17 protein-coding genes are annotated in these 18,111 nt (G+C 68.6%); 7 read left to right on the top strand and 10 right to left on the bottom strand.

Going from position 1 to position 18,111, the window contains the following annotated elements; translation table 11 throughout:
- Positions 1-2,723 precede the first annotated feature (2,723 nt).
- A complete protein-coding gene (locus JRI60_RS47710) occupies positions 2,724-3,002 on the top strand; it encodes a hypothetical protein (protein ID WP_204222737.1) in 279 nt (92 codons plus the stop codon).
- A gap of 188 nt (positions 3,003-3,190) precedes the next feature.
- Here JRI60_RS47710 and ychF read toward each other — a convergent pair whose 3' ends face one another.
- The 8 genes from ychF to JRI60_RS47750 form a co-directional block, all read right to left on the bottom strand.
- Complete coding sequence (gene ychF / locus JRI60_RS47715; RefSeq protein ID WP_204222738.1) at positions 3,191-4,300, bottom strand: redox-regulated ATPase YchF; 1,110 nt, start codon at positions 4,298-4,300, stop codon at positions 3,191-3,193.
- A 45-nt stretch (positions 4,301-4,345) separates the two neighbouring features.
- Positions 4,346-4,882, bottom strand: coding sequence for a F0F1 ATP synthase subunit B (atpF, locus tag JRI60_RS47720; protein ID WP_204222739.1), 537 nt, complete (start codon positions 4,880-4,882; stop codon positions 4,346-4,348).
- Positions 4,883-5,021: 139 nt separating this feature from the next.
- Positions 5,022-5,252 carry an ATP synthase F0 subunit C gene (locus JRI60_RS47725; RefSeq protein ID WP_204222740.1) on the bottom strand — a complete coding sequence of 77 codons (231 nt, stop codon included), beginning with the start codon at positions 5,250-5,252 and terminating at the stop codon, positions 5,022-5,024.
- A gap of 143 nt (positions 5,253-5,395) precedes the next feature.
- Entirely contained in the window at positions 5,396-6,484 is a 1,089-nt protein-coding gene (gene atpB, locus JRI60_RS47730) for a F0F1 ATP synthase subunit A (protein WP_204222741.1), read from the bottom strand.
- A complete protein-coding gene (locus JRI60_RS47735) occupies positions 6,484-6,825 on the bottom strand; it encodes a hypothetical protein (RefSeq protein WP_239470919.1) in 342 nt (113 codons plus the stop codon). The genes atpB and JRI60_RS47735 overlap by 1 nt, the downstream gene beginning before the upstream one ends.
- 53 nt (positions 6,826-6,878) lie before the next feature.
- Positions 6,879-7,142 carry an AtpZ/AtpI family protein gene (locus JRI60_RS47740; protein WP_204222743.1) on the bottom strand — a complete coding sequence of 88 codons (264 nt, stop codon included), beginning with the start codon at positions 7,140-7,142 and terminating at the stop codon, positions 6,879-6,881.
- A gap of 145 nt (positions 7,143-7,287) precedes the next feature.
- The gene (locus tag JRI60_RS47745) at positions 7,288-8,715 is read right to left on the bottom strand and encodes a putative metal-binding motif-containing protein (RefSeq protein WP_204222744.1); all 1,428 of its coding nucleotides are present in this window, start codon (positions 8,713-8,715) and stop codon (positions 7,288-7,290) included.
- 5 nt (positions 8,716-8,720) lie between these two features.
- Complete coding sequence (locus JRI60_RS47750; protein WP_204222745.1) at positions 8,721-9,674, bottom strand: hypothetical protein; 954 nt, start codon at positions 9,672-9,674, stop codon at positions 8,721-8,723.
- Between the two features lie 202 nt (positions 9,675-9,876).
- On the opposite strand from JRI60_RS47750, the gene JRI60_RS47755 reads away from it, so the two are divergent.
- From JRI60_RS47755 to JRI60_RS47780, 6 genes are all read left to right on the top strand, one after another.
- Positions 9,877-10,362, top strand: coding sequence for a YbhB/YbcL family Raf kinase inhibitor-like protein (locus JRI60_RS47755; RefSeq protein WP_204222746.1), 486 nt, complete (start codon positions 9,877-9,879; stop codon positions 10,360-10,362).
- A 66-nt stretch (positions 10,363-10,428) separates the two neighbouring features.
- Positions 10,429-12,582: an ATP-binding protein gene (locus JRI60_RS47760; protein ID WP_343213377.1), complete on the top strand. Its 2,154-nt coding sequence runs from the start codon at positions 10,429-10,431 to the stop codon at positions 12,580-12,582.
- 338 nt (positions 12,583-12,920) lie between these two features.
- Positions 12,921-13,949 (top strand): hypothetical protein, encoded by a 1,029-nt coding sequence (locus JRI60_RS47765; RefSeq protein WP_204222747.1) that lies wholly within the window; start codon positions 12,921-12,923, stop codon positions 13,947-13,949.
- A gap of 47 nt (positions 13,950-13,996) precedes the next feature.
- A complete protein-coding gene (locus JRI60_RS47770) occupies positions 13,997-15,439 on the top strand; it encodes a hypothetical protein (RefSeq protein WP_204222748.1) in 1,443 nt (480 codons plus the stop codon).
- 89 nt (positions 15,440-15,528) lie between these two features.
- Complete coding sequence (locus tag JRI60_RS47775) at positions 15,529-16,014, top strand: ankyrin repeat domain-containing protein (protein WP_343213378.1); 486 nt, start codon at positions 15,529-15,531, stop codon at positions 16,012-16,014.
- A gap of 210 nt (positions 16,015-16,224) precedes the next feature.
- Positions 16,225-16,779, top strand: coding sequence for a DUF2378 family protein (locus JRI60_RS47780; protein ID WP_204222749.1), 555 nt, complete (start codon positions 16,225-16,227; stop codon positions 16,777-16,779).
- A 60-nt stretch (positions 16,780-16,839) separates the two neighbouring features.
- Here the strand turns inward: JRI60_RS47780 and JRI60_RS47785 are convergent, their stop codons facing one another.
- Positions 16,840-17,487 carry a cupin domain-containing protein gene (locus JRI60_RS47785; RefSeq protein ID WP_204222750.1) on the bottom strand — a complete coding sequence of 216 codons (648 nt, stop codon included), beginning with the start codon at positions 17,485-17,487 and terminating at the stop codon, positions 16,840-16,842.
- A gap of 4 nt (positions 17,488-17,491) precedes the next feature.
- Positions 17,492-18,013, bottom strand: coding sequence for an RNA polymerase sigma factor (locus JRI60_RS47790; protein ID WP_204222751.1), 522 nt, complete (start codon positions 18,011-18,013; stop codon positions 17,492-17,494).
- Positions 18,014-18,111 lie beyond the last annotated feature (98 nt).

An 18,111-nucleotide genomic window follows, 5' to 3' on the forward strand; every position in this document is an offset into this window, starting at 1 on the left:
GCCCACTTGGAGGGGCTGGTGCTCTCGGTGCTCAACGCCTCTCAGCATCACTGCGAGGGGACCTTCCACTCGATGCCGTCGACACGCCAGCCTTCCTGGTGCTCAACGCCTCTCGGCATCTCGGCGAGGGGGACATCTCCTGAGAGAACCAGATCAGGCGGATGGACCGGTGCTCAACGCCTCTCGGCATCACAGCGAGGGGGACCCTCCTTGGTGGTCATGTGCACCACGATGAAGTTGGGTGCTCAACGCCTCTCGGCATCTCGGCCAGGGGGACGACAGGGGCCCGGTGGTGAGGTTGAGAGCGCCGCTGTGCTCAACGCCTCTCGGCATCTCGGCGGGGGACCAACGTCTTCAACAACTCGGAGTTCGACCCCCGGGAGTGCTCAACGCCTCTCGGCATCTCGGCCAGGGGGACCTGAGCGCGTGCGGTCATCAAGCGTCGCGGCCGTTGTGCTCAACGCCTCTCGGCATCTCGGCCAGGGGGACCAGAACATGCCGTACACGGCCGACACGACTTCCATGTGCTCGACGCCTCTCGGCATCTCGGAGAGGGGGACTGACCAGAAGCTCAAGACCAAGAATGTCTATCGCAGGTGCTCAACGCCTCTCGGCATCTCGGCCAGGGAGACCAGCGGCGCGCGATGCGCGTCCCGTCAGCTCCGCCCAGTGCTCAACGCCTCTCGGCATCACAGTGAGGGGGACGACCGGTACCGAGTACGACAACGTGGCGCTGGAGCAGTGCTCAACGCCTCTCGGCATCTCGGCGAGGGGGACTACGAGCGCGAGTGATTCAACGTCCCCGCCAACTCGTGCTCAACGCCTCCCGGCATCACGGAAAGGGGGACGACTCTCCTTCCGCAGCAACAAGTACCTCGACAGGTAGTGCTCAATGCCTCTCGGCATCACGGCGGGGGGACCCCCGCGCGGCAGTGGTACTCTCCACCCTCGCAATAAAGTGCTCAACGCCTCTCGGCATCTCGGCCAGGGGGACGTCGCCGCATTCGCCTTCGTCGTCAACCTCGTGGGCAGGTGCTCAACGCCTCTCGGCATCACGGTGAGAGGGACTGAGGTGCTGAAGCCGAACGCGGCCACGATCGCCGAGTGCTCAACGCCTCTCGGCATCTCGGCCAGGGGGACCCGTGCGAGGACGCCTATACCTGCCGCGACTTCGCCGTGTGCTCAACGCCTCTCGGCATCACGACGAGGGAGACCAGGGCTTCACCGCGGGCGGTCCACTGGGCGCAGCGTGCTCAACGCCTCTCGGCATCTCGGCCAGGGGGACGGTCGGTGCCGGCGGGGCCATCGCCTACCAGTACCTATGCTCAACGCCTCTCGGCATCTCGGCCAGGGGGACCCCGTGACGGGCGGCAACACGCCACGGGCCTGGGCTCCGGTGCTCAACGCCTCTCGGCATCTCGGCCAGGGGGACGGAAGCAGAAGAAACTGGAGACCACGAACTACGATGAGTGCTCAACGCCTCTCGGCATCTCGGCAAGGGGGATATCCACCCGCAGACAGCGTCGGTGCGGGAGTGGTAGTGCTCAACGCCTCTCGGCATCTCGGCCAGGGGGACAGCGCTGATGGCCGACGACTGGTGGAAGGAGTGCTCAACGCCTCTCGACATCACAGCGAGGGGGACTGGACGGCCAAGGCAGCAAGGGAGTGATGCGCGACACGCGATCAACGCCTCTCTGCATCTCGGCAAGGGATGAACAACGACCCTGGAGCCTCAAGCGTGTCGAACTGTGCTCAACGCCTCTCGGCATCTCGGTGAGGGACTCAGGAAAAGAACTCGCTGCTGAGCTTCGGCGAGATGTGCTCAACGCCTCTCGGCAAGGGGGACTTGCGTCAGGTCGGCCTGGAAGCCCTTGGTGAGGTGCTCAACGCCTCTCGGCATCTCGGCGAGGGTAACTGGAGGTGCCCAACATGCCGGCCGAGGCCTACCTGTGCTCAACGCCTCTCGGCATCTCGGCGAGGGGGACCTCGCTGCGATGGCGCACGAGAACGCGGACGTGCGGGTGTGCTCAACGCCTCTCGGCATCACGGCGAGGGGGACTCAGTCAGCATCGGCCACAGCGAGACGAAGGAGGGCGGGGTGCTCAACACCTCTCGGCATCTCAGCCAAGGAGACCTTCCTTCGTCCAGGAGATGCTCGACCACCAGGAGTGCTCAACACCTCTCGACATCTCGGCTAGGGGACTTCGCGCTCCAGGCTGACGGGTGGTGGCTGCGCTCGGAGTGATCAACGCCTCTCGGCATCACGGCGAGGGGGGGAACATGAACTCTACACCGGAGGTCGTGGACACGGACACAAGTGATCAACGCCTCTCGGCATCTCAGCCAGGGGCACTGCTCGGTTCTACATCCTGAACCAAACGAAGCTCTAGTACTCAACGCCTCTCGGCATCTGAGCGAGGAGGTTCCCTATCTCCCTCGGCACATCATCATGAGCGCTCGCCCGGTGAGTCCTCGGCAATCTTCTTTGAAGCAGCTATTCACCTGTCAAAGAGCATCCACCCTCGATTCTATTAACCATTCCTCTGCCCGGCCACCACCCCACGACGCAGATGCATCCAGATGCTGTTCATACCGCCAGGAAACCATGGGCCCCCACGGCCTATATCCATCGCTCGATTTCCAACGCTCGCCGGCCGTCACTTCGTGCACGGGTTGTCGACGAGGCGCTGGACTCCGCTCCCTCCGTGCCTTACCGAAGCCCCATGAGCCCCTTCGTCCGCCTTCAGTTGCTGCTCCTGCTCGGCAACGTCGCCTTCATCGCCGCCTGGGCCGTCGCCCTCACTCGGCCCTCGGGCTGGCAGTGGATTGGCGTGCTCCTGCTCGCGTTCTTCGTCGTCGTGCGCGTGGGCGGCATGTGGCTCCGCGCTCGGAAGTATCCGGACCAGGCCGGACGCTCTCGCAAGGCCGCCGTCCTCTCCACTGTCGTCGCCGTGCTCGCCGTCGCCCTGTGGGTGTACACGGCCCTGCGCGGGCCCGCTTGAGGTCCGTGCGACTTGTGGATTTTGGGGTTCTTCCTGGGGAACCCGGGGGGATCCTGTAGACCCTCACCCCGTCCCTCTCCCAGAGGGAGAGGGTGATCGGAACCCGTGGTCCTCGATACCCTCACCCCGTCCCTCTCCCGAAGGGAGAGGGGTTGTTGTGCTGTGTTGTGTTGTGTTGGGTTGCTTCGCTACACGTTGAAGCGGAAGTGCATGCAGTCGCCGTCCTGCACCACGTACTCCTTGCCTTCTACTCGCAGCAGGCCCTTCTCCTTCACCGCGCTCTCGCTGCCGTACTTGATGAGGTCTTCCCACCTCATCACCTCGGCCTTGATGAAGCCTCGCTCGAAGTCCGAGTGGATGACCCCCGCCGCCTGCGGCGCCTTGTCACCCTTGTGGATCGTCCACGCACGGCACTCCTGCTCGCCCACCGTGAAGTACGTCTGCAGGCCCAGCAGCTTGTAGCCCTCCCGCACCACCTTGTGCAGGCCCGGCTCGCTCAACCCCGCGCTCTCCAGGAAGCCCGGGCGCTCCTCCTCGGGCAGCTGCTGGATTTCGGCCTCCATCGCCGCCGCCAACGCCACCACCCCGGCCCCCTCCTTCGCCGCCATCTCCCGCACCCGCTGCACCATCGGGTCCGTGTCTTCCTTGCCGATCTGCTTCTCGCTGATGTTCGCCACGTACAGCACCGGCTTGTCCGTCAGCAGGAACAAGTCCTTCAGGACCACCCGCTCCTCGGCCGTCAGCTTCTGCGCGCGCACCGTGATGGCCGAGTCCAACCCCGCCTTCACCTTGTCCAGCACCGCCAGCTCCGCCTTCGCCTCGTCGCCCGCCTTGCCGCCCATCTTGGCGTTCTTCTGGGTGCGCTCGCGCCGCTTCTCCACCGTCTCCAGATCCTTCAGGCACAGCTCCGTGTCCACCACGTCCCGGTCTCGCACCGGATCCACGCCACCCTCCACGTGGGTCACGTTGTCGTCCACGAAGCAGCGCAGCACGTGCAGCACCGCGTCCACCTGCCGGATGTTCCCCAGGAACTGGTTGCCCAGTCCCTCGCCCTTCGACGCGCCTCGCACCAGGCCCGCGATGTCCACGAACTCCAGCGACGTGGGGATCTTCTTGAGCGGCTTCACCAGCGCCGTCAGCTTGTCCAGCCGATCGTCCGGCACCGGCACCACGCCCACGTTCGGTTCGATGGTGCAGAACGGGTAGTTGGCCGCCTGGGCCCCCGCCGCCGAGAGTGCGTTGAACAGGGTGGACTTGCCCACGTTGGGCAGACCGACGATGCCGATGGAAAGCGCCATATTGGATTCCTGAACAGCGTTGCGCGGACCCGGAAATCCGGGTGGTTACGCCCGGGTCGTCGGCGAGCCCTTGGGCAGGCCCTGCACGAACTGCTCGGCCAGCGCGCGGTGCTTGCTGTCGTCCAGGCGCTCGTTGATCAGCTTGCCCGCCACTTCCATCGCCAGGTCCACCGCCATCGCCTTCACCTCGGCGATCGCCTTGGACTTCTGCTCCTCGATCTCACGCTGCGCCGACGCCTTGAACTCCTCGGCCTCCTTGCGGCTCTTGGCCATCAGCTCCTCGCGGAACTTCTCCACCTCCTGCTGGTTGCGGCGGAGCATCTCCTGCGCGTCGCGACGGGCCTCGGCGATGGCCGTCTTCTGCTCGGCGAGCAGCTTCTCGGCCTCGGCGCGCTCCCGCTTGGCCGCCTCGATGGAGCTGGCGATCTGCTTCTCGCGCTCCTCCACCAGCGACAGGATGGGGCCCCAGGCCTTCCAGCGCAGGATGATCGCGACGATGATGAAGGTGACGAGGGTCCAGAAGATGAGGCCCGGGCGGACCTCGACGAAGCTGCTGGCGGCGAGAACGTTGGGCAGGAACATGGCGGCCTTCGCGGGTGCGACGTCAGGGGTACTGCGGGTACGACATAAACGACTCGACGACTCTCTACTACGAGGACCGGCGCCCCCCGCCTGAGCGAGCGAGCGCCGGACCCGGAGTCCTACTCGACCAGAACCCGAATCAGGTCTTGATGGCGAGCAGGATGCAGACGACCAGCGCGAACAGCGTGGCGCCTTCGATGAGCGCCGCGGCGATGATCATGGTGGTGCGGATGTCACCGCCGGCGGCCGGCTGACGGCCCGTGGCGTCCATGGCGGCGGCGGCCAGCTTACCGATACCCAGGGCGGCGCCGATGATGGCGAGGCCGGCACCGATGCCGGCGGCGAGGAAGGCGAGAGCGACGTTGGTCATGGGAGTGCTTCTTCTTTCTTCGGAGGGGACCCACTTGTGGGGGGGTCGTTGCTGCCCTTTGGGACGACCTCCGGCGACCTTTCGAATCGCCGGGTACTCACCGGGGCCCCACACCTCGGAGCCCCGCTAACTCGGAGAGGACCTCAGGAGCCCAGCATGTGGGCCTTGCCATGGTCGTGGCTGTGGCCCGTCTCCTTGTGGTCCGCGTGCTCGTGCTCACCGTGGCCGTGGTGGCCCATGGCCACGCCCATGCCGATGAAGAGCGCCGAGAGCATCGTGAAGACGTACGCCTGCACGAAGGCCACGAACAGCTCCAGCAGGTAGATGCCCAGCGCGAAGGGCACGCTCACCAGCGCCACCGCCGGATGGCCGAGCATGAAGATGAGGCCCAGCAGGAAGAAGATGACGATGTGGCCCGCCAGCATGTTGGCGAAGAGACGGATGGTGAGCGCGAAGGGCTTGGTGAACAGGCCCAGGATCTCCACCGGCACCATGATGGGCCACAGCCAGGGGGCCACGCCGCCCGTCAGGTGCGCCAGGTAGCCGCCGAAGCCCGCGGCGCGGATGCCCGCCACCTGCGTCAGCACGAAGGTGCACAGCGCCAGGCCGCAGGTCACCGCGATGTTGCCCGTGGCCGTCGCCATCCAGGGGAACAGGCCCAGCAGGTTCATGAAGAGGATGAAGAAGAACGCCGTCAGCAGGTAGGGCGTGTAGCGCGGCCCCTCCTCCTTGCCGATGTTCTTGATGGCCAGCTCGTCACGCACGAACAGCACGAGCATCTCGAAGAGGTTGGCCCCGGTGCCCCGCGGCACCAGCTTCGTCTTGTCCCGGTTGCTGAAGAGCAGCAGCGAGCCGATGAGCAGCAGCGCCGCCAGCCACATCATCACCGTGTGCTTCGTGATGGACAGGTCCAGGCAGCCCGCCCCCAGGCCCGGCACCACCATGCCGTGGTCCGTCTGCTGCGGCGCGCACGCCCCGTCGTGGAACGGGATGAGGATCTGCGGCAGGTGGATGGAGCGGTGGTCGCGGCTCAGCGGAACCTCGATCTCGTACTCCGGCGAGTCCGAGACGTGGTGGAGGATGTAGCCCGCCACGTCCTCCTCCTCGTGCTCCAGGCGCGTCTCCCCGTGCCCGCCCTCGGCGGCCGTGGACCCGTGCTCGTCCTGAGCGCTCGGCGAGGCGAACGCCACACCGGCCATCAACCCGACGAGAAGAACCATTGCCTTGCGCATCACTCGTCTCCGCCCGCCGCGTCCCGGGACGCGGCCATCACGTAGCTCACTTCAATCCACTGCAGCACGAAGTAGGTGCCGAAGAACCCCGCCACGAACGCCACCGCACCCAATCCCCTCTGCACCACCCACAGCAGCCCCACCACCACGCCCACTGCCCGCAGCCCGAACACCACCCCCACCACCTTCAGCGCGGCATTCAAGTCCTTGCGCACCGCCCGCCGCTTGAGCACCAGGCTCACCACCCCCGTCACCGCCGCCAACGTCACCCCGATGACCGCCGACTGCCGCGCCTCCGCCTCCCTCGGGAGGAAGGCCGCGAGCGCCAGCCCCACCACCATCACCCCCGCCGCCAGTCCGGCATGCGTCCGGAACGTCTCCGCGCCCTGGTGCCTCACCGCTTCCGCTTCCCCAACCGCGCCATCTCGTGGAGGAACCCGTAGAAACCCGCGGAGATCCCCACCAGACTCAACCCCAGCAAGAACCAGGGAGACGTCCCCAGCCACTTGTCCAGGAAGTACCCACCCAGCACCCCCACCACCGCCCCACCCGTCAGCTTCCACACCGCGGCGATGTACGGCTCCGCCGCCCTCATCTGCCGGGCCGTCTCGCCCAGCTCGCTTCCTTCCGTGTCCTTCCCGGGCTCCTTCTCCGCCATGCCTCGACAACCCCCGGGAAAACCACGGGTTTCCTCGCCGCCCCACCCCACCCTTCCTACGCGCGGGCGCCGCTTAGCATTGAAAACGAGCGGGACGCAACCGCCACGCTCCCGGAGTGCTCCGATCTAGAAGGGAGGGGAATGCCTAGGGCAAGCCGAAGTCCGGATGGAAGTCGGCCTTGAAGCCGACGGCCGTCCCCGTGGTGGAGGTGGCCGCCGGCTGGACCAGCACCTCCACCCGCTTCACCTGGCGGAGCACGCCCTGGACGTCCGAGGTGCTGTTGGCGCCAATGACCCAGGCCCCCCCGTCCGGAGGCGGCAGGGGGATGCTCTGGGTGATGGAGACCGTCCCCGCCGAGTTGAGCAGGGGGGCGGGGTGCACCAGCCGGAGGAAGCCCCCCGGCCCACACAGGAGCACGACCGGCTGGCTGTGGGAGGCCCAACGGTTCAGCCCTCCATCCGGGTTGCTGTAGGTACCTCCGGAGCTGGTGAAGGTGGCCCACAGCTTGAGCGTGGTCTGGGGACGCGTCAGGTCCCACGTCCCCCCGTCCCGCTCCGCCCAGAAGACGTGGCTGTACTGGTCCGAGCCGGACCACACATCGCCCGACACCGTGTCCGCCGGGGAGGCATTCGTGTAGGCGGTGTTGTCCTTCAAGCACCCGCCCACCACGCCATTGAGGGCCGAGTTCAGGTGCCGGGCGCCGACCACCACCGTGGAGTCCGCGAAGAACCGGGTGGGCCCACCGCAGTCGGGCCTTTCGTCCGTGACGCCATCGCAGTCGTCGTCCTTCGCGTTGCACGTGTCCTGCGACGCGGGGTTGACGAGCTGGCGGCAGGTGTCCTTCCCGCCGACACACGCCCGGCGTCCCTCGGCGCATACCCCGAGGCGGCTGGAATCGACGCACGGCTGGTTCAGCTCGGGGATGTCGTCCGTCTGCAGGTTGCAGTCATCGTCCAGGCCGTTGCACACCTCGAGAGCCCCGGGATGGACGGCGCCGTTGTCCACGCGGCAGTCCTGCGCGTTGTCCGCCCAGCCCACGGGCTTCTGACAGAACGTTCCCGGCTGCGCGGGGTCGCCGAAGCCGTCGTTGTCCTGGTCGCGGTAGTAGCGGCCACCGTCGAGCCCCTCGTCGATGACGCCGTCACAGCTGTTGTCCAGGCCGTCGCACTGCTCGGGGGCGTTCGGGAAGAAGAGCCGGCCACCCGCGGCCGGGTTGTCGTTGCAGTCGTCGCTGTTGGTGACCGTCGGCACCGACTGGGGCGGCGAGCAGCGGTAGAGCGGCTGGGTGAGGTTGCCGAAGCCGTCCTCGTCCAGATCCTCGAAGAACGTCATCGGCGTGCCGCCATCCAGACAGGTGCCCCCATCCAGCACCCGGCCGATGCACAGCGGATCCTCCTGCTCGCGGCAGCACACCCCGTCGTCACAGACGAAGCCGCCGTCACCACACTCCGCGTCCGCATTGCAGGAGTAGTAGCCGTCGACCCTGGGCACCTCGTAGCAGGCGATGGCCAACGCGACGCACGCGCCGAGCGCGAGCAGGGAGAGACGGACGAGGCGATCGGTCGAGGGCATGGACGCTACTCGGACGGGGTGGAGAGGAGGTCGAAGACGAAGAGGCCGGCGCCCACCGCCGCGAGGCCCGCACCCGCGCCGAGCAGCACGTTGCCCGTGCGCGCGTAGCGCCCGGCCTGCTCATACGCGGGGCCCGCCCGGGTGAAGGAGGTGCAGTCGCGCTCGCGGCCCTCGCAGGACTCCACCCCCCGCAGGGAGCCCCGCGACAGCCCGCCAGCCACCAGCGAGCCCGCCACCGCGAGCGCTCCCACGCTGAAGGTGACGTAGGAGGCCGCCCGCAGTCCCTTGCCGCGCGGGGCCCGCGACTCCGTGGCGCCCGGCAGGAAGTCCGGCCTCGGCTCCAGGCGCAGGAGCACGCCCTCCTGGACCTGCTCGCGCGTGAGGGTCGCCTCACCCGAGGGCAGCAGCACATCCACCTCGTGCGGGCCCGCCGTCAGCGCCACCACCTCGCCCGGCCCGGTCATCATCCGTCCATCCACGCGCAGCCGCGCCGTGCCCGGCGCCACCACGCCCCCCCATCCCTTGCGCGCGAAGGCCGGCACCAGCGCCGCCACCGCCGGCCGCAAGTCCCGCGCGAGCATCGCTGGCGCGAGGCCCGTCACCGGGCGCCTCGCCACTTCCCCGCGCACCGTGTCCACCCAGGCCACGTCCACGTCCAGCGAGCCCTGGCGCCTCGGCACCACCCCCAGCACCAGCACGTGCTCGGTGCGCTCCTCCGCCGCCACCGCGCGCAGGCACGCGTCCTCCGCGCCACAGCGGCCCTCGAGCGTCACCTCCCGCCCCGAGGAAACCAGCAGCCCCGTCAGCTCGCGCGCCAGCCCCTCGGCGATACCCCGCACGCGCTCCGCCTCGGCCGCGCCGAGAGTGCCCCCGTGCTGCAGCCGCACCGCGAGCCGCTCCGCCGCCACGGCGGGCAGGGACAGACACAGCAAGAGGAACAGGAACGGAAGTCGCTTCACGGCGGCGCACTGTAGCGCAGGAGCGCGGCCCCGGTAGCCCGTGCATCCGCGCACATTCCCGATGCACCCGGGGAAACGGCCAACCCGGCGCCGGGGGGGATGATTGGCGCCGCACCCGTCCGCCAGGCCCACCTCGCCGCGAGGTCCCACCGTTTCCAGCTTCCAACGTGAAGCCTCTCTTCACGTGCAGGAGGAGCACACCATGCCACTGCAGATCAGCTCGCCCCGCTTCGCGGATGGAAACCCCATTCCCATCGCCTACACCTGCGAGGGAGATGACCTGCCCCCGCCACTCCACTGGGAAGGCGAGCCCGCGGGCACCAGGAGCTTCGCGCTCGTGGTGGAGGACCCCGACGCGCCAGACCCGAAGAACCCCCAGCGCACCTGGGTGCATTGGGTGCTCTACAACCTGCCCCCCAACCTCCATGACATCCCCGAGTCCCTCCTGCCCGGTGGACTCCCCCAGCAGGTGCGCCAGGGCCTCAATGACTGGAAGCGGGCAGGCTACGGAGGGCCTTGCCCCCCCATCGGCCGCCATCGCTACTTCTACCGCGTGTTCGCCCTGGACACCGTCCTGCCCGACATGGGGCCCGTCACCCGCCAACAGCTGGAGCGCGCCATGGAAGGCCACATCCTCGCCCAGGCGGAGCTGATCGGCACCTACGAGAAGGTGCACCACCACCACTGAAGGCTCCCAAGTGAAGGCTCCCGAACCCGGAAAACGTCGCGGACCGCTTCCCCCCGGAGGGCGCGAGTGCCATCCTCATCCGCCGTGATGACGCCTGATGGACCCGGGGGGGCCCCGTACCAGCATCTCGAGACGCTGCCTTTCGCGCTGGGCGTCATCCGTGACAGCCACATCGTCCACGCCAACGCGGCGTTGCTCGGATTGCTGGGCCTGCCTCGCGAGGAGGTGCTCGGAAGATCCTTCGATCTGCTGTCTCCTTCCCAGAGACAGCTCGGCTCCGAGCTGTACGCGCGCATGCAGCGCGGCGAGGCGGGCCTGGCGGACACCTACGAGACGGTGCTCCGCACCGCCACGGGCGAGCGGCGCGTGGAGCTCACCCTCTCCCCGTACGGGCCGGACACGCTGGTGCTGGTGAGAGACCTCACCCCCCGTCTGGCCCACCGCCAGTTGCTGCAACGCATGGCCTCGCTGGGCGCCTCGCTGCCCGGCATCCACTCCGAGGATGAGGTGCTCCGCCGCGTCTTCGAGGGCCTGGCCGAGCTGGAGCTGTCCTACGGCTACCTCGTACCGGATGGGAATCGGGTGTGGCTGGGTCACGCCTTCGTGGCACTCGGGGCCGCCGCGGGCGAGCAGCGCCTCACCGGCCAGCACCTGGTGGACGTGCCGGGCGCCTGGTCTCCCGTGCTGGAGCGCGCCTGGCACGAGGGCTCCGCCTACGGGGAGGACTTCGCCTGGGAGGCCTCCCGGTTCGTGGGCCCGGACTGGGCCGAGCCGGTGCGCACGCACCTGCTGCGCGTGGGGCCGCTGCGCGCCGTCTGCGTCCGCATCGACATGGAGGGCTTGCCCCGGGCCCTCCTGGTGGTGGCCGCCGACTGGCTGCGCGAGGAGGAGTTGCCCTCGCTGCGCCTCTTCGCCGCCCAGGTGTCCGCCGCCCTGGAGTCCGCCCGCACCATCTCCCGCCTCTTCACCCGCAACACCGCGCTCGCCGCCCTCAACCGGCTGGCCGAGGTGGCCGCCACCGCTCCGGAACCTCGCGCCTTCTTCGAGCCCGGCGCCGAGGAGATCATCGGGCTGCTGCGCTGCAACGCGGTGCTCCTCTTCCTGACCACCGAGAACGCCCAGGCGCTCGAGCTGGTCTGGCACCACGGCGTGAACGAGGAGATGGCGCGCGCCTACAAGCGGGTGCCCATGCGCGACAGCGCGTCCCAGCGGGTGATGGAGGAGGGCGTCCCCCGGGTGCTGTCCGCCGAGGAATTCCCCGACTTCATCCGCGAGGGCCTCAAGCGCGCCAGCCGCACCACCCTCGCCCTGGTGCCCCTCAAGGCGCGCTCGCGCATGGTGGGCACGCTCGTCATCACCTTCCAACAGCACCGCATCCTGTCCTCCCTGGAGCTGGAGACGCTCCAGGCCATGGGCTCCCACTTCGCCGCCGCCATCGAGTCCCACCGCCTCCTCCAGGAGGTGCGCGGGCGCGCCGAGGAGCTCGCCCGCCTCCACACGGAGCTCAAGCACGCCCAGCAGCAACTGGTGGAGCACGAGCGCCTGGCCGCGCTCGGCGCGCTGTCCGCCGTGGTGGCCCACGAGGTGCGCAATCCCCTGGGCGCCATCTTCAACGCCCTGGCCACCCTGCGCCGCTTCGTCGGGCCCTCCGCCCCCGCCGACACCCTGGTCGGCATCCTCGAGGAGGAGGCCAACCGCCTCAACCGGCTGGTGGATGACCTGCTCGACTTCGCCCGCCCCACCTCGCCCCTGCCCCAGCCCGTCCCCCTCGCCCACCTGCTGGAGGAGGCCGTGCGCACCGCCACCAGTGGCCAGTCCCGCGTGCGCGTGGAGTGGGCCCTCGCCCCGGACGTGCCCCCCGTCCCCGTGGACGAGCGGATGATGCGGCAGGCCTTCCTCAACCTCGCCCTCAACGCCGTGCAGGCCATGCCGCAAGGCGGCACGCTGCGCGTCGCCGCGCGCCGCGGCACCGAGCACCCCGGGGCCGTGGTGGAATTCACCGACACCGGCCCCGGCATCCCCCAGCAGCTGCGCGAGCGCCTCTTCGAACCCTTCTTCACCACCAAGGCCACCGGCACCGGCCTGGGCCTCGCCATCGTCAAGCGCACCCTGGATGCCCACCGGGGGCAGATCCGCATCGAATCGCCTCCCAGTGGCGGGACCACCGTCGTGCTGATGCTGCCGCTCACCCAGGAGTCCACCCCCGCGCACGCGGGGTGAGCACGGGCGGCGGGACGGAGGGGACGGCTACCCTCACCCCGACCCTCTCCCGGAGGGAGAGGGAGTGGAGGCTCGGACTCCTGCCCGCCCACCAGGCGCTTGTCTGTCTTTGTCGGGTAGAGCACTTTCTACCGTCGTGCTGGAATCACTTTCAATCCTTTATCAAGGATTCTTCCCGCCCCTCCCTGGTAATCCAGGAACATGAGGAGTAGAACAGGCCCCTCCCAGGCCTCCGTTCCGACGCTCGGCGTGGCCGGCGCCCTGTCGCCGCCTGGGAACAATTCATCTCCAGGTGCCGGACCGCCGAGTCCCGATCCCGTACTCCGGGAGGTGTCGTGATGCGCCGTCTGCTCGCAGGTAATGTCGTGGTGGCCGTGCTGTCGCTGGCGGGAACCGCCCAGGCCGAAGGGGAATGTGGCTGGACGTCCGCTGGCTGGAACGCGCCCAACGGCGCGGCCGTGTTCGACCGGGGCCCCGGTCCCATCCGTGACGTGCTGGACGCGATCGGCGAGTACCGCACCCACTCGATGCTCTCTCATGGCCCCGGCAGCACCGTGTCTCACGCCACCCTGAGGACCCCCACCCAGGCCAGCTGGCCCGGCGTCTGTACCAAGCCCATCACCCCCACCGACATCCAGTACGGCTACCCCGGTCTCGAGCAGGTCAACCAGGGCGGCATCTACATGTACATGTACGGGGACAGCTCCGCAGGTGCCGAGTGGACGGGCTGGCAGCAGGGCAACCCCAGCCATGCGGCCCTCATCGGCGACTCCATCTGGTACAACCACCCGTTCGTCAGCGACATCTCCCGCACCGACCCGAACCAGTACATCGACCGGCCGGTCCGCAACAGCTACCGCGTCAACTACTCGCTCTTCCAGTACCGCGACCTGCAGAGCGCCCACGAGATTCCGGGCAACGCGGACAACAATGGCATGGTGTGCTCCACCTTCCTCGCCTACGCGCACAACTACGCGGGCCGCGGCCTGGTGACGCCGCACACCTACTCGCACGCGCAGATCGCCAACGCCGCCAACTCGCTCTACACGGGCGTCTACAACCAGTGCAAACAGTCGCTCGGCTGGTTCACCAACGCGCTGCTCACCGTGGCCTGCCCCTTCTACAACGTGTGCGGCAACGCCGGTAACCAGGTAGCCAACTGCATGTCCGCCAACCGCTGCGACACCTCCGACGCCAAGCACTGGAAGGCCGTGCGCGACGACGGCAACACCACCGCCACCTCCATCAGCCCGGATCGCATCGGCGGCTGGGGCGTGCACCCCATGAACAACACCATCTGGGGCCCGGACTACTCGCACCAGCTCCAGTGGAACTCGGGCGGCAACGTCTACGGCTGCTGGCAGTAACCCCCACACACCCTTTCGTCCCACACCCGGAGAGGAGCCCACCCCCGATGACCTCGACCCCCGAGACCCGCTCCCAACGGCCCTGGCGCTGGATGCTGCCCCTGGCCCTCCTGCTGCTCGGAGTGGTCGCGGGCTGGCTCCTCTCCCGGCAACAACCCGCGCCGGAGTCCTCACCGCCCCAGGCACGCACGCACGCCCAGGCCCCCGGTGAGGACGCTCCGCCGCCCACGCTGGCCGCCGCGCCCACGCCCGCGCCGGCCGCACCACCCTCCGGCGGCTCCGAGCCCGCTCCTCCCATCGTGGATGAGATCCTCGTGGAGAAGCCGGAGGTGTGCTCGGGCGAGGACAACCTCATCACCATCCGCGCCCACACGCCGGATGGCAACGACGCCTATCTGCACTACACCGTCGGCGATGGCACCGGCCAACGCATCCCCCTGCGCGTCTGGCGCAACGACGCGGACGGCTCGTACGAGATTCCCAAGGTGACCGTGTTCACCAAGAACAACGTGTCCGTCACCGTGCCCGTCCCCGCTTACACGGTGAAGGACTGCGAGCCCGAGCGCCTCGTCCACGTCATGTCCCGCCGCCTGCCCAACGCCGAGGACGACTTCGAGTTCTTCGCCAGGCTGCTCGACCGGCCCGTCAAACCCGGCCAGCCCGCCCCCAAGCCCTTCGTCCCCATTCGCTACGTGTGGACCTTCGACGACTCGGCCACCGAGACGACCACCACCCCCCTCGTCTCTCATACCCTGCTGGGCAAGACGGGCGCCGAGGGCATGTACACCCAACACCTCATCCGCGTGGACGTCTATGACGCCTCCGGCCGCAAGTTCACCGGCCGCTCCTCGCTCCAGGTGCTCAACACCTCCTTCGAGAACTTCGACAAGAAGGGCATCGTCACCCTGCTCGCCGTGGGCACCCCGCGCTTCCCCGTGCTCGACACGGACGGCGTCGTCCGGCAGACCTTCCGCCTCTACCACCGCTTCCGCGGACCCGTTCGCCTCACCAAGGTGACCACCATCCGCGCCTTCCGCGGCAACGACGAGGGGCCTCCTCCTCCGGAGCAGGTGGATGTCTCCTCCCTCCCCATCTCCGAGGTTCCCGAGGGCAAGGGCTCCGAGGTCCAGGTCTCCTTCGACACGAACGCCGAGCCCGACGTCTTCGCCATCACCTACTCGCTGGAAGGTCTCAGCTCCGATGGCCACCCCGCTCGCGGCACCTTCTCCATCATGCGGCCCCCTCCCAAGCCCACCCGGGAGAACAGCACCCGCATCTCCGACCCCGTCCTCCTCGCCAAGGTCAAACGCGCGCGCGAGCTCCTCAAGCAGGAGTACGTCACCGACGAGGACATCCTCCGCCTCGACCGCGAGGGACGGTTCGCTGATTTGAAGATCGACCCCTCACAGAAGCCCTCCGATACCGTCGCTCCCGCCAGCGGGACCTCCACTGGACGCCTTCGCGGCTCGGGCTCCGGCTCGGGGCATTGACTCGGGTTCGGCACGGGCTCGGATACCCTCACCCCGACCCTCTCCCAGAGGGAGAGGGAGGGTGGTGGCGCGCGTCCGGGGAAAGCGACATGATCTCGATCATGTCCCTCTTCGATGCCGTCCTGGCCGGTGACCTGGCCCGCGTTCAGGTGCTCCTCGATGGTGGCGCCGACCCCAACCCCTTCGACGCTGAAGGTCGCACCCCCCTCATGCTCGCCGCCGAGCTCGGCCGGGAAGACATCGTCCGCTCCCTGCTCGCCGGTGGCGCCGACCCCATCCTCACCGATCGCGTCGGAGAGACCGCTCTCGGCAAGGCCGCCGCTCACGGCCACGGCCGCATCGCCGCCATCCTCTACCCCCTCGCCTCCGAGGACGAGCAGCTCATGGCTCGCGCACTCCTCAAGGTCGGCACCGACTTCTTCAACCTCCCCGCCCAACCCGCTCAGCCCCCGGACGAGTTCCGCCGCAAGCTCGCCTCCGCCAGCGCCTATATCGCCGGCAAGCTCGGCGATGACTCCCCCTCCCAACGGCTCGAGCGCCTGCACCGCGCCGAGAAGAACTCCAAGAAGTCTTGAACGGGCCGTCACCGGTTTTTCTTGAAATCGGCCCCTCGTGTCCGGTTTCCAGCGGCCCATCCGCTCACGGCTGAACATCTCCCCCGGCGGGTTTCCGGCGTGTCACATCACTCCGTGTCACCATGCCCGCCATGTCGGTGCGGCCCTGTGGGTCGCATGGTGCTACTCCGCCTCTCCTGTGGGGGGGCCTCGTTCACCAGGGGGACATGCATGCTGATGACGGATGAGCGCGTGGTATTCGGCAACGCCTTCCATGGCGTCTTCCAGATTGCACTCAACGGAAAGCTTTCCGCCGCGGCTCGAAGCGCGCTCGGCCGCATGGGGCTCCACATCGACCGGCAGCCCCTCTCCTTCTACCCGCTGTCCGTCTGGCGCCCCTCGCTCGACATCATCGTCCGCGACCTCTTCCCCAACCTGCCTCTCGAGGAGGCCTACCGCCTGCTCGGCCGGAAGATGGTGCTCGACGTCAGTGAAACCGTGCTCGGCCGCGGCGCGCTCGCCCTCGGCCGCGCCCTCGGGCCCCGCCGCCTTCTCATGCGGATGAACCACAACTTCCGCAACATCGACAACTACGTGCAGATGCAGCTCACCGAGCTGGCTCCTACCCAGTACGAGGTCTTCATCAACGAGACCCTCGGCGTGCCCTCCTACTACCAGGGCCTCCTCGAGGCCGCCCTCGGCTCCACCGGCGCCCGTGAGCCCCATGTCCAGCGCGTCCGCACCGACGGCACCAGTTGCACGTACCGCGTCGAGTGGCGCTCGTAGGCACGGCGGGGAAAAGACCCTCACCCCAGCCCTCTCCCAGAGGGAGAGGGGGCCTCTGGCTCAGTGGCGCAGGAGGGACGCGGTCCTCTGGAGGACGCCCCACCAGCCGGAGAGCCGCACCGCATCTCGCTCCTCTCGCACCAGCGTCCAGCACCCTTCCTTCGCGTCCGCGATCACCTCGTGCCTCGAGCCCGCCGGCGCGCTTCCCCAGTCTCCCTCCTCCAGGAAGCGTCCCCGGTCCCACGCTCCTCCCGCGACCACCAGCCCCTCCTCCACCCCGAGGTGCGCGTGCCTCGGAAAACGCGCCCCCGGATTCATCTGAATCAGGTAGAGCCCACTCCCGCCCGACACGTCCTTCACCAGGCGCGCCATCCGGCAGCCCCCTCCCGGTACCGGGTGCCAATGCCAGCGCTCCGGCGGCGGCAGCTCCGCCAGCAGCCCCGGCGGCAGTGGCAACCCCTCCACGCGTCTCGGCTGCTCGTGCCGGCCCGCCTCCGCCCAGATGCGCCCGAAGAGGTCCTCCGGCACCGGTTCCTCCGGCACGGCCTCCAGCAGCGTGCCTCCGGGCTCTCCCAGGCGCCCCACCTCCCGCGCGCATCGGGCACAGAAGGACAGGTGCGTCTCCACCAGCAGGCGCATGGGCACGTCCACGGCCCCCGTGGCATAGGCCAGGAGCCGCTCGGTAGGGGGATGGTTCGCGGGCTTCATCGCTTCACTCCGTCAGCAGGGCGCGCAGGTGCCGCAGGGCCATCCGGACTCGGGACTTGAGCGTGCCCAGCGGCACCGCCAGCTCCACCGCCGCCTCCTCGTGCGTGTAGCCGCCCAGTACCGCCAGCTCGACCGCCTGGCGCTGCTCGGGGTTGAGCCCCTCCAGCGCCCGCTCCAGGCTCATCGACAGCACCGGGTCCGCCTGCACGAGCGCCAGCAACGGGCGTTCCGCCTCCGGCTGCATGGACTCTCCGCCCGGCGCTCGGCGGCGCCATCGGTCCACCAGCTTGTTGCGCGCGATCATGTACATCCACGCCAGGGGCGTTCCCTGCTCGGAACGGTAGCTGGAGGCCTTCAGCCAGACGGCGGTGAAGACCTCCTGCACCACGTCCTCGGCCAGTGCCCGGTCCTTCGTCACGCGCAGCACGTAGCCCAGCAACCGGCCCACGTGCCGCTCGTAATAGGACTGAAAGGCCACCTTGCTGCCGCGGGCGATGGCGCCGAGCAGCGCCCCATCCTCCTCCATGGCTCCCACTCCTCCGGACGCACGCGCGCCGCGCGCCATCCGGGTTCATCCAGAGGCCATACGGAGAACAGGGTGGGTTTGGATGAGTCGGGCCGACA

Origin of the sequence: Archangium violaceum (genome assembly GCF_016887565.1) — a bacterium.
Taxonomy (GTDB): Bacteria; Myxococcota; Myxococcia; order Myxococcales; family Myxococcaceae; genus Archangium; species Archangium violaceum_B.

Excerpts from the sequence above, each read along its gene's own strand:
- JRI60_RS47790 (WP_204222751.1), bottom strand. The coding sequence starts at position 18,013 with ATGGAGGAGGATGGGGCGCTGCTCGGCGCCATCGCCCGCGGCAGCAAG.
- JRI60_RS47755 (WP_204222746.1), top strand. The coding sequence starts at position 9,877 with ATGCCACTGCAGATCAGCTCGCCCCGCTTCGCGGATGGAAACCCCATT.
- atpB (WP_204222741.1), bottom strand. The coding sequence starts at position 6,484 with ATGCGCAAGGCAATGGTTCTTCTCGTCGGGTTGATGGCCGGTGTGGCG.
- JRI60_RS47780 (WP_204222749.1), top strand. The coding sequence starts at position 16,225 with ATGCTGATGACGGATGAGCGCGTGGTATTCGGCAACGCCTTCCATGGC.
- JRI60_RS47765 (WP_204222747.1), top strand. The coding sequence starts at position 12,921 with ATGCGCCGTCTGCTCGCAGGTAATGTCGTGGTGGCCGTGCTGTCGCTG.
- JRI60_RS47770 (WP_204222748.1), top strand. The coding sequence starts at position 13,997 with ATGACCTCGACCCCCGAGACCCGCTCCCAACGGCCCTGGCGCTGGATG.
- JRI60_RS47745 (WP_204222744.1), bottom strand. The coding sequence starts at position 8,715 with ATGCCCTCGACCGATCGCCTCGTCCGTCTCTCCCTGCTCGCGCTCGGC.
- ychF (WP_204222738.1), bottom strand. The coding sequence starts at position 4,300 with ATGGCGCTTTCCATCGGCATCGTCGGTCTGCCCAACGTGGGCAAGTCC.
- JRI60_RS47785 (WP_204222750.1), bottom strand. The coding sequence starts at position 17,487 with ATGAAGCCCGCGAACCATCCCCCTACCGAGCGGCTCCTGGCCTATGCC.
- JRI60_RS47740 (WP_204222743.1), bottom strand. The coding sequence starts at position 7,142 with ATGGCGGAGAAGGAGCCCGGGAAGGACACGGAAGGAAGCGAGCTGGGC.
- JRI60_RS47775 (WP_343213378.1), top strand. The coding sequence starts at position 15,529 with ATGATCTCGATCATGTCCCTCTTCGATGCCGTCCTGGCCGGTGACCTG.
- atpF (WP_204222739.1), bottom strand. The coding sequence starts at position 4,882 with ATGTTCCTGCCCAACGTTCTCGCCGCCAGCAGCTTCGTCGAGGTCCGC.
- JRI60_RS47710 (WP_204222737.1), top strand. The coding sequence starts at position 2,724 with ATGAGCCCCTTCGTCCGCCTTCAGTTGCTGCTCCTGCTCGGCAACGTC.
- JRI60_RS47735 (WP_239470919.1), bottom strand. The coding sequence starts at position 6,825 with ATGGTGGTGGGGCTGGCGCTCGCGGCCTTCCTCCCGAGGGAGGCGGAG.
- JRI60_RS47725 (WP_204222740.1), bottom strand. The coding sequence starts at position 5,252 with ATGACCAACGTCGCTCTCGCCTTCCTCGCCGCCGGCATCGGTGCCGGC.